General features: G+C 51.8%; 12 protein-coding genes. 9 read left to right on the top strand and 3 right to left on the bottom strand.

Features of this window, described 5'->3' with window-relative positions:
- The 3 genes from EHN13_RS12175 to EHN13_RS12185 form a co-directional block, all read left to right on the top strand.
- On the top strand, nucleotides 1–706 hold a 706-nt coding region (locus tag EHN13_RS12175), incomplete at its 5' end, for a peptidase T (protein WP_124021457.1).
- The gene (gene dcuC, locus EHN13_RS12180; protein WP_124021458.1) at nucleotides 703–2064 is read left to right on the top strand and encodes a C4-dicarboxylate transporter DcuC; all 1362 of its coding nucleotides are present in this window, start codon (nucleotides 703–705) and stop codon (nucleotides 2062–2064) included. The genes EHN13_RS12175 and dcuC, both read left to right, overlap by 4 nt.
- A 306-nt stretch (nucleotides 2065–2370) precedes the next feature.
- The gene (locus EHN13_RS12185) at nucleotides 2371–3000 is read left to right on the top strand and encodes a DUF2913 family protein (protein ID WP_124021459.1); all 630 of its coding nucleotides are present in this window, start codon (nucleotides 2371–2373) and stop codon (nucleotides 2998–3000) included.
- A gap of 405 nt (nucleotides 3001–3405) precedes the next feature.
- Here EHN13_RS12185 and EHN13_RS12195 read toward each other — a convergent pair whose 3' ends face one another.
- Nucleotides 3406–4023, bottom strand: a complete 618-nt coding sequence (locus EHN13_RS12195; protein WP_124021460.1) for a LysE family translocator — start codon at nucleotides 4021–4023, stop codon at nucleotides 3406–3408.
- 109 nt (nucleotides 4024–4132) lie between these two features.
- Here EHN13_RS12195 and EHN13_RS12200 point away from each other — a divergent pair, with 109 nt between their 5' ends.
- The 3 genes from EHN13_RS12200 to foxA all read left to right on the top strand — a co-directional run bounded on the left by EHN13_RS12200 (nucleotide 4133) and on the right by foxA (nucleotide 8367).
- On the top strand, nucleotides 4133–5038 hold the full coding sequence (locus EHN13_RS12200) for a LysR substrate-binding domain-containing protein (RefSeq protein WP_048212516.1): 906 nt from the start codon (nucleotides 4133–4135) through the stop codon (nucleotides 5036–5038).
- Nucleotides 5039–5153: 115 nt separating this feature from the next.
- Nucleotides 5154–6137: a helix-turn-helix transcriptional regulator gene (locus EHN13_RS12205; protein ID WP_124021461.1), complete on the top strand. Its 984-nt coding sequence runs from the start codon at nucleotides 5154–5156 to the stop codon at nucleotides 6135–6137.
- A 121-nt stretch (nucleotides 6138–6258) separates the two neighbouring features.
- Nucleotides 6259–8367, top strand: coding sequence for a ferrioxamine B receptor FoxA (gene foxA, locus EHN13_RS12210; protein ID WP_124021462.1), 2109 nt, complete (start codon nucleotides 6259–6261; stop codon nucleotides 8365–8367).
- Between the two features lie 99 nt (nucleotides 8368–8466).
- Here the strand turns inward: foxA and EHN13_RS12215 are convergent, their stop codons facing one another.
- Together EHN13_RS12215 and EHN13_RS12220 are read right to left on the bottom strand one after the other, a co-directional pair.
- Nucleotides 8467–8976 carry a hypothetical protein gene (locus EHN13_RS12215; protein ID WP_048212514.1) on the bottom strand — a complete coding sequence of 170 codons (510 nt, stop codon included), beginning with the start codon at nucleotides 8974–8976 and terminating at the stop codon, nucleotides 8467–8469.
- A 181-nt stretch (nucleotides 8977–9157) separates the two neighbouring features.
- Nucleotides 9158–11320: a TonB-dependent siderophore receptor gene (locus tag EHN13_RS12220; RefSeq protein WP_124021463.1), complete on the bottom strand. Its 2163-nt coding sequence runs from the start codon at nucleotides 11318–11320 to the stop codon at nucleotides 9158–9160.
- 446 nt (nucleotides 11321–11766) lie between these two features.
- Here EHN13_RS12220 and EHN13_RS12225 point away from each other — a divergent pair, with 446 nt between their 5' ends.
- From EHN13_RS12225 to EHN13_RS12235, 3 genes are read left to right on the top strand one after another with little or no spacing between them, the layout of a single operon-like run.
- Nucleotides 11767–12594: an ABC transporter ATP-binding protein gene (locus EHN13_RS12225; protein ID WP_061067369.1), complete on the top strand. Its 828-nt coding sequence runs from the start codon at nucleotides 11767–11769 to the stop codon at nucleotides 12592–12594.
- On the top strand, nucleotides 12591–13604 hold the full coding sequence (locus EHN13_RS12230) for a FecCD family ABC transporter permease (protein ID WP_115643818.1): 1014 nt from the start codon (nucleotides 12591–12593) through the stop codon (nucleotides 13602–13604). Before EHN13_RS12225 ends, EHN13_RS12230 begins: the two co-directional genes overlap by 4 nt.
- Nucleotides 13601–14653, top strand: a complete 1053-nt coding sequence (locus tag EHN13_RS12235; protein ID WP_124021464.1) for a FecCD family ABC transporter permease — start codon at nucleotides 13601–13603, stop codon at nucleotides 14651–14653. Before EHN13_RS12230 ends, EHN13_RS12235 begins: the two co-directional genes overlap by 4 nt.
- The last annotated feature ends 1 nt before the right edge of the window (nucleotide 14654 follow it).

Consider the following 14654-nt stretch of genomic DNA (forward strand, 5'->3'; position numbering starts at 1 on the left):
TTTTGATGTTGCCGCGTTTGGCGCAAATTTTGGCTATACCCTGGATTGCTGCGGCATAGGTGAGTTTGTCTATGAAAACTGGAATGCAGGCGATGCGGAAATTATCTTCACCGGTCAATCTGCGCACCCAATGTCAGCTAAAGGTAAACTGAAGAATTCTCTGCTGATGGCGCATAAGTTTATCGCGATGCTGCCGGGCGGAGAAGCACCTGAATATACGGAAGGTCGTGAAGGATATTACTGGGTAAAACAGCTGCAGGGTAACAGTGCCCGTACCGTACTGAAACTGGATATTCGCGACTTTAGTGAAGAAGGTTATAAGTCCCGTATGGCATTTATTCGCCAGCTTGCAGTAAGTGCCTGTGCACTATGGGGCGAAAATAGCGTGGTCTGCCATTTAACCGATCGCTATGCGAATGTGTTTAATAGCCTGCAGGGCGATTCGCATTATCCTATTGATATTGCTATGCGTGCTTATCAGAAATGCGGAATCACTCCGCAACCTGTCGCCATGCGTGGCGGGTATGATGGCGCGGTTCTGTCGCAGAAAGGGTTACCGTGTCCGAATATTTTTACCGGTGCGCATAATTTCCATTCAATTTATGAATACTTGCCGGTGCGATCGCTACGGGCAGCCAGTGATGTTGTAGTCGCAGTTATTGAAGAAACCTACGCTGAGTTCGCCGAAGGGAGAACTCAGTCATGATTCAGGTAATAATTGCCCTTCTGGTTATCGTTGTGGTCGCTCGTCTGATCCTGAAGGGGTACCGGGCCGAACCCGTGTTATTTATCGCGGGTCTGGTGCTAATGATTTGTACCGGATTAACCGGATGGGGCTCCGTATTGCCGAAGGGGGTTGCCAGTACCGGGATTGCTTTTCTCGATCCATTTGAAGTTATGCGCGATCTGTTCAGCACACGTGCAGCCGATCTCGGTCTGATGATCATGGCGTTGATGGGATTTGCTCACTACATGGATCATATCGGGGCAAATGAAGCGGTGGTGCGCGTGGTGACGAAACCGTTACGGGCACTGCGATCTCCTTATATTCTGCTGTTTTTTTCCTACCTGCTTGCCAGTCTCCTGCAACTGGCCATCCCTTCAGCGACCGGGCTTGCCGTGTTACTGATGGGGACAATGTTCCCGATTATGCTGGGCCTGGGGCTCTCTGCGGCTTCGGCCGCCGGGGTCATCGCCACCTCGCTGGGGGTGGCATACACCCCAACAGCGATTGATGCCATCAGGGGAGCGAAAGCAGTCAATATGGATGTGGTGGAATACGTTGTTTACCACCAGGGGCCAGCAGCGCTTGCAACCGTACTGGTTGTCGGCGTTTGCCATTTTTTCTGGCAACGTCATTGCGATCGCAACGCGGGGACGTTACCTCGGGAAATCGGGAGCGCTGAGATTGTCGATTCAGGAAAGGCGCCGGCTTTTTATGCTGTGCTTCCCATGCTGCCTATACTGATGGCGGTAGGATCATCCGCGATGTTTGTCAGTGGAATTAATCTAAACATAATCACCATCGTGCTTATCGCAATGGCTATTTGTATGCTGATTGAATGGATACGAGCGCGTGATTTAAAGTCGGTGTGTGAAGGGTTCAGCCATTTTCTGAAAGGAATGGGCGCGGCGTTTACCGGTGTTGTGGGCCTGCTGGTCGCAGCCGGAGTTTTCGCGCATGGCATCAAAGTCATTGGTGCCATTGATCAGTTAATTTTGATGGCAGAACATGTCGGATTACGACCCTTTGCGATGGCCGTCGTCTTTGCGCTGGTGACGCTTGCGGCAGCAATTATTATGGGCTCGGGGAATGCGCCATTCCTGGCATTTGTTGAGTTAATCCCACAAATTGCCGCGAGCATGGGCGCTAACGCGGTTGCTATGATCCTACCTATGCAGCAGGCATCACATATGGGGCGGGCTATTTCGCCGGTATCCGGTGTTGTTATTGCGGTTTCAAGTGGGGCAAAAATTACACCTTTCGATGTAGTTAAACGTACTGCTGTGCCGCTTATTGTGGGCTTTGTCACCCATACTTTGATTATCGGTATTTTCTATTAGTCGTAACTGCTGCAAGCAAACCTCCGGGGCGCGGAGGTTTGCTTGATAATGTTATTTATAATCTCAAATAAAACTGGTTGTCATGAGTTATTATTTGTTTTCATCTTTATCGCATTATTCTTATTGTTTTACCACGGTGTCGTATATAGATGAATGATTAAGGAAGGTAATATGTTAATCTGGCGTTTTTTATACGTGAGAATTAATTAATCTGGATCATATTATGCTGGTTTTAATTGTAGTAGTTTTTTAAATGAAGTGATGCCAAGTCCAAATGTGATAACGATTTATCTGGGTGGGTTTTAAGTGGTCAGTGATTTAGGAAAGATCAGCGCATCGAGGCACAATTACCAGGATGAACTTGAAACGTTTACCTGGAGTGCGTTAGTTGCCGTGGGTATCGCAATACAGGACCAGAAGGTTTACTCTAAAATATCAGAACATCTCTTCATTATGAACTGGCTGGCGATTGCGAAAAAAAGGAGGATATTTTCAAAAACTATCGCCAACGAACTTCAGTGGTTAATAGAAGAGGGGAAAAGGAAAAGCATTAATGCCCAACTTAAATTTAAGATAGAGTATTTATATGCTACATCAAGTGGTGATGTCACAATGCAGAGTTACTATTTTAAATTTACTCATGTTATTGAAAATCTAAGGAATAATGGCTGGGAGAGTTTTCTTCTCACACCCGGGAAATGGCGTGATTTGAGTGAAGATGTTAAGGTTCGCAAAGGCAATTTTATTTTTATGGATGACACCCGACTTCAGGAGTGCTTTGGTACTCAGGGCGAGATATTAAAACCTTTCTGTCTTCGGGTTTATGGTGATGTCGAATTTGCAAAGTCGCTGTTCATCAAAAATAATCTTCCGGTTGAGTTTGTAAAGCATACTTCAAATGAGTTTTACTACTTTTATTTTAATCTGGATGGGTGATGAACACTGGCGATACATAAATAAAATTTGCCAGTCATAATACGTTGTTGTAGCCAGATTTTACATTCTGAGATATAAATCGCGATAGAGGGAGCGGGGATGTTTACGCGAAAGTTAACGATCACGACTGAATGGATAAAGTTATCTGATGTTCCTGACCGTGTGTTCATCGCTTTTCGAGGGGTAATCGAAATATGCGAAAGTTCATCTGTTCCTGACGACAAGACTCCCCTGCTAAGGTTGGAAAATGAAATGGCGATTATCACGGTTGACGCATTATCCTGGGTCAGAGTTCCGGCAGAAAGTCGGGGAAATATTACGGTATATATTCTCTGATGTGCTGAATATTAACACCGATAAATTACATCAGACATCGGTAAAATCATCATGACCTGATTATGCGGGCTACAACATTCGTATTGCATTGGTGTTATAGATAATGCCAAACACCGCTACCGCCAGCAGGAACAGGGATGAGATAAAAACGCTGTATCTGACAAACCGCGTGGGCATCCAGCGTTTGAAAATCACGATATAAAATGACAGAACGGCAACGTCAAAAATGATCCATACCAGCGTGAGTATCAGCATGCTGGTGGCGAAATTATGTGTAATGGTGATGAACTGTGGAAAGAATGAAACGAAAAACAGAATATCTTTCGGGTTTGATACGCCAATCAGAAAACCGTTGATAAATCCCCCATGAGACGGCTGGCGAGAGTCTTCGCAGGCGGCTTGATTTCTTGCCCACAGACTGCAAAACGCGCTATAGCCGATATACAGCGATCCGGCGAGACCCAACACACACAGCAGCAGAGGAGAGAGTGATACCACCCCCGCCAGCATCAGCGCAGCGAGCGCAAGCAAGAGCAATGAAGCACCGTTAGTTCCGCATAGCGTCATAAAGGCCTGGCGATAGCCGTACTGTACCGCCGTCGCGGTAATCAGTGCCACAACAGGACCAGGCGTTAGCAACAGTGTTAGCACCGAGAGGCTGTATACAGCCAGTAAAGCGAGATTCATATCTGATGATCCTGACGTTATTTTTCATCAGTATTCCGCTTGCGTGTCACATTGAAAAACGAATAAAACTGCGCTCTACTGTGAGTAAAACTCAACATAGAAGCCGATGATGACGCTACCCCCGCTGTATGCCCTGAGAGCTTTCGAAGCTGCTGCCCGCCTGGGGTCCTTTAGTAAAGCGGCTATTCAACTGAACGTCACGCCTGGTGCGGTAAGCCGTCATATTCGCACACTGGAAGCCTGGTTTGGCTGCGAACTGTTTGTTCGTAGCGGCCCCCGTATTGAGATAACGCCTTCAGGGCAGGGGTTAGCGCAACAGCTGACGGCCGGGTTTCAGAGTTTAGAACATGCCTGCCATGCTTTTCGTAGCAGCAGTCATGAGCTGCGGTTGAAAGCACCCTCAACGTTGACCATGCGCTGGCTGCTGGATGTGCTGCGGCATTTCCGGGAAGCCCATCCAACGCCGGTGATTGAAATCTCCAGCGTGTGGATGGACACCGATTCCGTCGCATTCAGTCGCGAACCGTATGACTGTGCAATCCTGTTGGGGAATGGTTATTTTGGCGAGGACACGGACAGTCGTTTGCTGTTTCAGGAGTGGCTAATCCCGGTCTGTGCGCCTGCGTTGCAGGCTCAGGCGCAAAGTGATATCGCCGCCTGTGAATTGATTCATCCTTCCGCCGATCGCCGCGACTGGCGTCGCTGGCTGCAGCGTACCGGGGCGTTTCCTGCGTTGAACCTGGCACGTGGCAACGTGTTCGACACCCTGGAGCAGGGGAGTCTTGCGGCAATGAGCGGGCATGGGGTAGCGGTCGCCGATCTGCTATTAAGCCTGACGGCTATTGAGAGTGGGATGCTGGCGTTACCGTTTAAACAGGTGGTCGCGACAGGGGACGGTTATTATCTCGTCTGGCCAAAAGCGTCAACCCGGCTTCGAAATATTGAGTTGCTGTATCGCTGGTTAAAAGAATCTGCGCCTGAGGCTGACATAGCAGAACTGCTCTGGCTGGAGTAACCCGCAGAACACCATATTGATAACAATTCTCATTATTATTGTTGTGTTGTGCGGGTAATGGTAATGTTGCCACCCATCGTACGTTGCAAATTCCATTTCTTGTGCAGAAGACAGCATGAACAACACCACCATCCAGAATACATCCGGACGTTTTACCCGCACCTTCTCCGTCAGTGAGTTTAGGGACTTTGGTGAGCGTTACGGGATCGATTACCGTTTTCCGTTGCTGGCGCAAAAAACGGGTCTTCCGTGTTCCAGTGCTGTATTGCAAGGGGAAGTAGAGGAGATGATGCTCCCTTGCGGGATGTGCGTCACACACTCTGATGTACAGGTGCTGCAACCGTATGAAACTACCTCCCGGCACAGTAGCCCCTTGTATATGCTGGTGGTGCTGGAAGGTTGCGTGATACTGACGCTCAACGGGCAGGAACATGTGGTGCGCTCCGGCATGGCGTTTAGCTCACGCCTGAGTGAGCACCAGACGATGCGTGCCCGTCATCATGCTGATTGTAAACTCCGGACATTATCGCTCGGTTTGTATCCCGACGGCGCGTATCGCACGGGGTTGCTTGAATCGTTGATGCGCGAGTGGGAAAGGTGCCAGACGCCGACGCTTATCTGGCAGGTGCCAGGGTTTTTACTCAGCGGACTGCAGTACGCGCAGCAGAGTACGATTAGCCATGTTTCTCGTCAGCTGATGCTGGAAGGGCTGATATTACAATTATTTGGTCACGGTCTCAGCGTTTGTCAGGTGGAAAGCGGCAAATGCCTCGCCGCCAGTGGCGAACAGCAGCGGCTGGAAAGGGTGCGCCGTCTGTTGGAGCAATCCCCTGAAAATGACTACACGCTTAACGAGCTGGCGCAGCGCGCAGCGATGAGCCCCAGCAGTTTGCGCAGCAAGTTCCGTGCGGCATATGGCTGTTCCGTCTTTGACTACCTGCGCGACTGCCGTCTGGAACGTGCGCGCGGCTATTTACTGGAAGGATACAGCGTACAGCAGGCGGCCTGGATGTCGGGTTATCAGCACGCAACTAACTTCTCTACCGCTTTTCGTCGTCGCTATGGCTTCCCGCCTGGTGATGTTCTCAAACTTTGCTAATCCATTTTCCCGTTTTATGCGCGAAGCTGATTCATAATTTGGCGCTGCGCATACGCAACCTGGCATTCGGCATAGCGACTCCTGATACAAAAATGGCAATAATTCTCATTTACAGATAGATATGCCTTGGGAGATGTTCATGTTCGCGAAGACTCGGTTGGCGCTGCTGATAGGATGGGTGACCGGCAGTGTGGCTTTTCCTCTGCTGGCGCAGGAAACAACAAAAAACGATACGGTGGTTGTCACTTCGCAAATGCAGAGTGGGGCGACCAAGCTTGCCACACCGGATATCGAAACACCGCAGTCGGTATCGATCGTTACCCGTGAACAGTTTGAAGAGCAGGGCGCAACCAGCGTGCGGCAGGCTGTTAGCTACACACCTGGGGTGTACAGCAATCAGATTGGTGCCTCCAACCGCTTTGACTACATTGTGCTGCGCGGTTTCTCCGATGGTAGTCTGGACAACGTCTATCTCGACGGTCTGAAAATGATGGGCGACACTAACTCGCACAGTTCGCTGGTGGTCGATCCGTGGTTTCTCGACAATATTGAAGTGGTGCGCGGCCCGGCTTCCGTGCTGTACGGCCGTTCCTCTCCGGGCGGGATCGTGGCGCTGACATCGCGTAAACCGTCGTTTGATGCGGGCGGAGAAGTGGAGCTGTTTGCTGGCAACAATAACCAGCGCGGCGCAGCGTTTGACGTCACCGGGGCGCTGGATGATAACGATCGCGTCGCCGCACGACTGAGTGGAATGACGCGTTATGCGGACTCGCAGTTTGGTCCCTTGAAGGAAGAACGTTACGCGCTGATGCCGAGCCTGACCTGGCGTATCACCGACCAGACGCGTCTGGATCTGATGGCCTATCTGCACCGTGACCCGGAAGGCGGAAGCCACTCCGGTCTGCCGTATGACGGCACCGTGGTTCCGCATTACGGGCAAAAGATCTCCAATACCTTTTACAAAGGCGAGGATGATTATGACAAATACGATCGCCGTGAAAACATGGTGGGCTACAACATTGAGCATATGTTTGATAGCGGTTGGTCGGTACGGCAAAAGCTACGCTATCTGCATACCGACGTTGAGCTGAACCAGGTGTATGCGGCGGGCTGGTTGAATGAAACCGAGCTTAATCGCGGCTACTCCGGCTCCGATGAAAAAATGTCGGCGATTACGCTGGATAACCAGCTCGACGGCAGCTTTGATACCTGGCAGGTAAACCATCGTCTGCTGGTGGGGATCGACTATCAGGATCGCAGCAACAATACCACCGGCTACTACGGGGCGTTCCCGCCGATTGACGCCTTTAACCCGGTGTACGGCGCGAAGCCTGATTACATCAATATGTATGCGCGCGAGAAACACAAGTTGCGCCAGACGGGCTACTATTTGCAGGATCAGATGTCATGGGATCGCTTCCGTATAACGCTCGGTGGCCGCTACGATCAGGTGAGCATATCTAATATTGATAAGCAAAACGGCACTCGCAGCGATCTGGACAAAAATAACTTCAGCAGTCGCGCGGCTCTGCTTTATTTGTTCGATAACGGCGTTGCGCCGTACATCAGCTATTCCACCGCCTTTACGCCAACCAGTTTTGCTGATGAGAACGGTAACCTGTTGGAACCGATGAAAGGCAAGCAGTGGGAAGCCGGGCTGAAATATGAACCGGAAGGGTTGAATAGCCAGTTTAGCGCGTCGGTGTTCCGCATTAATCAGACCAATATTGCCACCAAAGAAGAGCCGACCGATCCGTACCGTTCGATTGGCGAAATTGAATCTGAAGGGGTAGAGCTGGAAGCTATTAGCCAACTGACGGACAGTTTCCGTTTGCAGGCGGCGTATACCTATACCGACATTCGCTATAAGAAAAGCAGCCCGGAAGAGCAGGGCAAGCGTGCCGTTTATGCGCCGCGCAATCAGGCCAGCACCTGGTTAAGCTACGATGTGAAAAATGGCCCACTGGCGGGGCTAACGTTGGGCTCAGGCGTGCGTTACGTCAACGGTATTACCAGCGATCGCCAGAATACTCACACCCTGCCATCGTATACGCTGGTGGATCTGGCGATTGGCTACGACTTAACGAATATTGGTATTAAAGGTTTGAGCACGCAGTTGAACGTCAACAATCTGACCGACAAGCGTTACGTTGCAGCCTGTAATTCGCTCTCATACTGTTATTTCGGTGCCGAGCGCAGCATTGTTGGCAGCGTTTCGTGGAAGTTCTGATGCTTAAGCCGGATGCGGCGCTGGCGCCTTATCCGGCATACGGCAGCGTGCAAATTGTAGGCCTGATAAGCGCAGCGCATCAGGCATAGTGGATTGCGGCTATTTGGTAAAACCGTTTTGCATACAAATCTGTGCGCTGGTTCTCAGGGTGAAGGCTAACTTGTCAGGATACTGGCGGTAATAGTTATGTTCTTCTTCCAGCCCTTTTGCCTGCGCCAGACGTACCGTTTCCAGCGAACAGGTTCGGTAGATCAAATCTTTATTCATATTGCTCTGCTTCTCGCGCTGTTTATCTGCGGAAAGCGCCAGCCAGCTCTCGGACAGCGTATAATCGTAGACCACCCGATTCCCTTTCGCCTGCACGTTCTCAATGGTAATGAATTCGTCGATCTTCAGTCTTGGCTGACCACGCATTTTTTTCTTATCTTCTGCGGCGGCATATTGTGCCAGTGCATTAATATCCATCCCGGCTATTTTCTGCTTATAGATATCGACATAGGCGGCGGGTTGCTGATAATGCTGAGCATAAGCATTTCTTAATTCTCCGTCACTCATTGAACAGCCAGCTAAAAATAAAGGTAATAGCAGCGTCAGTTTTGTTTTAGTCATGATGTTATCCCATTCATTATTGTGGTCCCCAGTCGCCCATAACAAAATAAAAGTCATCAAATTACAGGTGATCTTTAGGGTTGTATAAACGGGGCGACGACAGCACAAGTGCAATTATCTTAAAATGGCGGAATAAGCGGGAAACCCTGCCAGAATTGGCAGGGTTAATGGATGAAGAGGATCAGAATTCCATTTTCACCGTGAACTGCACTTCTCGTGGGTCGCCGATCTGATTACCCAGATTATTGGTGGCAATGGATGAGGTGTAATAGGTCTTATCAAACAGGTTTTTCACATTGAGCTGCAATGTGACCGGATATTGCAGCTTCATCTTATAAGCGGCAAAGGCATCGGCGACAAAATAGCCTGGCAGATAATAGTCTGCGCCATTGGTTGCGGAACGGCGACTCACCCCATGACCCCCACCGCCAATCGTCAGGGTATTGCCCATAAAGGCATTCTGAATATCGTAGGTGAGGAATAATGAGCCGGTATGCTTCGGTACATTAGGCAGCGGCTTACCTTTGTAATCAGGATCTTCCGTCACTTTCGCGGCGGTATAACCGTAGCTGGCGATAATATTGGTGTTGGTGGTCAACGAACCGGCGACATCCACTTCCACGCCTTGTGAACGCACGCGACCCGCCGTTTTCGCCACGGTTTCGCCATTGATCATTTCGTTGTACAGCACATTGCGTTTATCAATATCAAACAGGGCAATATTGGCGGTGATACCGTCAAAGATATCGAATTTTGCCCCCACTTCATAAGCCGTTGAGGTTTCAGGTGGCAGTTCGCCAATATAACTGGCGATAGAATATTGCGGCATGAAGGATCGCGACACGTTACCGAACAGCGATACCGACGGCGTCAGTTTGTAAACCATACCGAATTTGGGCACCCACTGTTGGTCGGTACTGTCGGTGTTGACGTTGAACGGACGCCCTTTGCCAGCGTATTCGGTGTAGTACTGATAACGCATCCCGGCGACGGCGATCCATTTATCGGTCAGGTACAGCGCGTCCTGCACATACGCAGAATAGCTCTCTTGTTGAATAGTCTGATCGCTATCAGCGGCAGAAACGTTAGTACATTTATCCAACGTACCGTAGACAGGATTATAAATATTGAACCCTTTTACGTTCTTGCAGCGGATCATGTCGGTGCGTAGCAGATCGTAGTTCTCATAAGAGAGGCCGGTGAGGATCTCGTTATAAAAGCCAGCGATATCGACGTTGCCCTGTAAATCGGCACGTGTGGCATGCATGCGCTGGGTGGAGCCTTGAGTGGCATCGACACGGCGGGTCAGATTTCCGGTTGCAGAATCATACGCCATTACGCGAGCCTGATTATCGCTGTATTTATCCTGGCTAAAGCTGTAGTCGAATTTCGCTGTCCATTCGCTGTTGAAGCGGTATTCGGCATTCAACTGTGCCAGATCCGATTTGCCGTCGGTGATATTAAACGGCTCATCAAAGCGGGTTTTGCGATCCACATTCACCGCGTGTTTGGTGTTGAGATCGAAAATGGTGCCGCGATCGAACGGCGCTTTGTAGTCGCGGTGTGAATAGAGCACGCTGACGGTGGCGTTGTCGCCAAACCAGGTCAGAGAAGGGGAGATAAAGCTGCTCTGATTGGTGCCAAAGTTGCGCCAGTAGTCCTCGTGTTGGTACTCGCCAATCAGACGATACGCCAACGGCGTACCTTCAATCGGCCCGGTCACGTCAAACTGCCCCGTACCGCCGCCAAAACTGCTGGAGGTTGCTGAAATCGACCCGCCAAACTGCGTTTCCGGACGTTTGGTGACGACGTTAATCAGGCCGCCGGGATCGAGAATCCCGTACAGGGTTGAGGCCGGGCCTTTCAGCACTTCCACGCGTGAGGTTGCGGCGTTAAAGCTGCGCGGCAACACGGTTTTCAGACCGTTGGTCATCACCGAGCCGTCACGGTTTGCGCCGAAGCCACGGCGGACAAACGCATCCTGTGTGCCACCTAATGTGTTGGTTTGCACAACGTTACTGACGTTATACAGCGCTTCGTCCAGCGTCGTGACATGCTGATCTTCCAGCACTTTATCGCTGACAGTGTTCACCACTTGTGGGATATCCAACAATGGCATGGATGTCAGCGTCGCGGTGGACGAGCTCAGCGGTTGATAACCCGATGTTACGGCCTGATCGGCAGACGACGCATCTGCCCGAACGGTGATGGTATCTTCCCCTTTAGGCGGAGTCGTCTCTTTCTCCGCTGCGAATACCGTAGGTGTTGTTGTCATGCCCAGAAAGAGAGCAGAGCACAATGCCCGCCCTTTCATCCCCGAAAAGTAAGTCGTTAACTCAGCCATTATTTTATTTATTCCGCAAAAGACCCTGCCAAAAATGGGCAGGGAAACAGGTTGATTCAATTCATTGCCCGGCTTGCCAGCCCTGCATTTATCCATCTGTAAGCCGGCGTTACTGGCGTCAGATGTGTAATTGAGAATCATTCAATCATGGGCGTTTGTAGTAGTAAACGTAAAAATGAAAAAGAAACTACAGACGATTCGCCGCAATTTAACCGTCATTTATTTACGGGTATTTAATTTTTAATATATTGAAAAAGAATGATTTTTATTGATTTTTCAGTGTTTTTTATTTGTGCTTTAGTTGTTGGCGACAGGTGATGTAACTACAGGGTGTAATTGCTTGACTACTACAGTGCAAGCCAGCAAGATCACAAAGAGAATGAGTTTTATTTTTATTTAGAGAATTACGCATGCAGGCTTTGCCATGCGGCGGCGCAGGAGTGAACATGCCACAGCATGTGGAAAATACCGCCCACAGAACGGGCATTGAACTACAACAGCTTTCTGCGGGTTATCGCCATAACACCATTGTCCACGATATCTGTCTCACTATTCCGCAAGGCAAAATGACGGTGCTGGTGGGGGCGAACGGCTCGGGTAAATCAACGTTGTTAAGCACCATGGCTCGGATGTTGAAACCGCACGGCGGCAGCGTATTGCTGGATGGCAAAGCCATTCATCAACAGCCCACCAAAGCGGTTTCACGCCAGCTCGGCATCCTGCCGCAATCCCCATTGGTGCCAGAAGGACTTACCGTTTTCGAACTGGTATCGCGTGGGCGTTTTCCCTGGCAGAACATGCTTTCGCAATGGACGGACGATGACGAACGTGCCGTGGAGCAGGCGCTCCAGTTAACCGGAACTGCTGATTTTGCGCATTTGCCGGTGGAGAGCCTTTCCGGTGGGCAACGTCAGCGCTGCTGGATTGCGATGGCGCTGGCACAGCAAACGCCGGTCATCTTGTTAGATGAGCCGACTACGTTTCTCGATCTGCGCTATCAGGTAGAGATCCTTGAACTGTTGCATTCACTGACTCGCCATCATGGTCGTACAGTGATCGTGGTCCTGCATGACCTGAATTTTGCCGTGAATTACGGGGACATGCTGGTGTTCCTCAAACAGGGGACGTTGCAGGGCGTCGTGCATGATGGCGAAAACTGCACGCCCGAGTTGATTAAGCACGTGTTTGACGTCGACGTGCAGATGTCGGTGAATCCTCTCACCGGCAAACCGTTCTTTATGCCGTTCCGCGCGCCGGGCGGGCAAGAGCAATGACGGTCATGACAAGCACACTGGCTCGTCGCCGTGGCCGGTTTATGCTGGCACTCCCCGTGTTAACGCTGCTGTTGTGTGTTCTGGCGGTGGTGCATCTGGGTGTTGGCGCACGCGCTATCAGCCCGCAGACCGTCGTGCAGGCGCTGTTCCACTTTGACGCGAAAGATTTCGACCACCGGATTATTGTCTCCTTACGTCTGCTGCGCATGACGGCGGCGATGCTGGTCGGCGCAGCGTTAGGTGTGGCGGGTGTGCTGTTGCAGGCGTTGATTCGTAATCCGCTGGGAGAGCCGCATATTCTGGGACTGAACGCCGGGGCTGCTTTTGTCGTTGTGTTGTGCACCGCGCTTGGCGTGACGGGGGTAAGCCAGCCATTGCTGGCGGCTGGAGGCGCAGCGGCGTTGTTCTCGTTGGTCATCGCGCTTTCTTCCGCCGGACGGGGGGGGTTAACGCCGCTGAAGGTTACGCTGTGCGGCGTGGCGCTGTCGGCCATGGTGTCATCGCTTACTGCGGCCATCCTGATTCTGGATGAACAAACCCTGTTGGCAATGCGCACCTGGCTGGTGGGCGATCTTTCTGGTCTGCACTGGGAAGCAGTCAAAAGCGCCGTTCCTCCGTCGCTAGCTGGTATGGTTTTGGCGCTCGCTATCGCGCCGGGCCTGAATATTCTGGCTCTCGGCGACCGTATGGCCTGTGGGTTAGGGGTGAACATTCTGCGCATACGCTTGCTGGCGATGGTAGCCATTGCGCTGTTGTGCGGTGCGGCAGTCTCTGTCGTGGGGCCGCTGGGGTTTATCGGTCTGTTAGTGCCTAACGTTACCCGCCGTCTGGTAACAGAAGATATTCGTCAGATGCTACCGACGTCGGCATTGCTGGGTGCGGCGCTGCTGCTGCTGGCGGATATTGCCGCCCGCACGGTGCTGGCTCCGCAGGAGCTGGCTACAGGGATCATGACCGCCCTGGTGGGCGCGCCGGCGTTTATTTTCATTGCGTCGAGGTTTTTGAAATGAACGATATGCTGCAGCGTGCAGGGCTTCGTGCATGGCGGGTGGGGGGATTTTCTCGTGTCATTCGTCCCAAAACCGTGCTGTACAGCCTCAGCCTGACGGTGCTGGCAATCGCATTACTGCTGTTCGGCGTGATGCAGGGTTCGCTCCCGGTTCCGGCTTCCGCTATCGGAAGGGCGGTGTTTGACCCTCAGGCGTTGACGGCTCAGCAACAGTATGTCGTTTGGGATGTACGACTGCCGCGACTGCTGATGGCGCTTCTGTGCGGTGCGATGCTCGGATTGGCTGGGGCGGCGATGCAATCTATCACCCGCAACGGGTTGGCCGATCCCGGGCTTATCGGTGTCAAAGAAGGGAGTTGCGTGGTGGTGCTGGCCCTGGTGCTATTTTTCCCGTCCGCAAGTCTGGTCTGGCGGCCCCTGGCGGGAATGGCCGGTGGCGCACTGGTCGCTGCACTGGTGATGCTGCTGGCCCGTGATTTCTCCCGGCCTCGCTTCGTGTTGATAGGCATTGGCGTGTCGTGGTTCTTTGCCGCGGGAATGGGCGTATTTATGACCACCGCGGATGTCCGTGACGTTCAGACTGCACTGGTCTGGCTGGCGGGCAGCCTTCATGCCGCCACCTGGCCGCTACTGCTGGTGGCACTGGCCTGGACGTTGCCTGCGGCCATCATCTTATTTGCCACGGCGAGAGCTTCAGATGTGGCGCTACTTGGCAATGCGACGGCAACGGGGCTGGGTGTACGTTTACCCCGACTGGCGTTGTTGCGTTTTCTCGCGCCGGTTGTACTCACCGCCGCCAGTGTTGCCTGCGTGGGCAGCCTCGGTTTTGTCGGGTTAATGGCGCCACACATGGCACGATTCTGGCTGCGTGGCGGACAAACAGCGCTGCTGTGGGGAAGTACGTTGATCGGTGCATTGCTGGTGCTGGTCACCGATACCGTGGGGCGTCTGGCGTTTGCCCCACTGCAAATCCCCGCCGGGATCGTCATTGCCCTGGTCGGTGGACCGTTCTTTTTACTGTTGCTCTGGCGTCGCCGGGATCGTTTGTAAT

The sequence above is a fragment of the Citrobacter youngae genome, assembly GCF_003818115.1.
GTDB lineage: Bacteria > Pseudomonadota > Gammaproteobacteria > Enterobacterales > Enterobacteriaceae > Citrobacter > Citrobacter youngae.

Coding starts and splice junctions, on each gene's coding strand:
- dcuC (WP_124021458.1), top strand. CDS start 703: ATGATTCAGGTAATAATTGCCCTTCTGGTTATCGTTGTGGTCGCTCGT.
- EHN13_RS12195 (WP_124021460.1), bottom strand. CDS start 4,023: ATGAATCTCGCTTTACTGGCTGTATACAGCCTCTCGGTGCTAACACTG.
- EHN13_RS12200 (WP_048212516.1), top strand. CDS start 4,133: ATGACGCTACCCCCGCTGTATGCCCTGAGAGCTTTCGAAGCTGCTGCC.
- EHN13_RS12205 (WP_124021461.1), top strand. CDS start 5,154: ATGAACAACACCACCATCCAGAATACATCCGGACGTTTTACCCGCACC.
- foxA (WP_124021462.1), top strand. CDS start 6,259: ATGCCTTGGGAGATGTTCATGTTCGCGAAGACTCGGTTGGCGCTGCTG.
- EHN13_RS12215 (WP_048212514.1), bottom strand. CDS start 8,976: ATGACTAAAACAAAACTGACGCTGCTATTACCTTTATTTTTAGCTGGC.
- EHN13_RS12220 (WP_124021463.1), bottom strand. CDS start 11,320: ATGGCTGAGTTAACGACTTACTTTTCGGGGATGAAAGGGCGGGCATTG.
- EHN13_RS12225 (WP_061067369.1), top strand. CDS start 11,767: ATGCCACAGCATGTGGAAAATACCGCCCACAGAACGGGCATTGAACTA.
- EHN13_RS12230 (WP_115643818.1), top strand. CDS start 12,591: ATGACGGTCATGACAAGCACACTGGCTCGTCGCCGTGGCCGGTTTATG.
- EHN13_RS12235 (WP_124021464.1), top strand. CDS start 13,601: ATGAACGATATGCTGCAGCGTGCAGGGCTTCGTGCATGGCGGGTGGGG.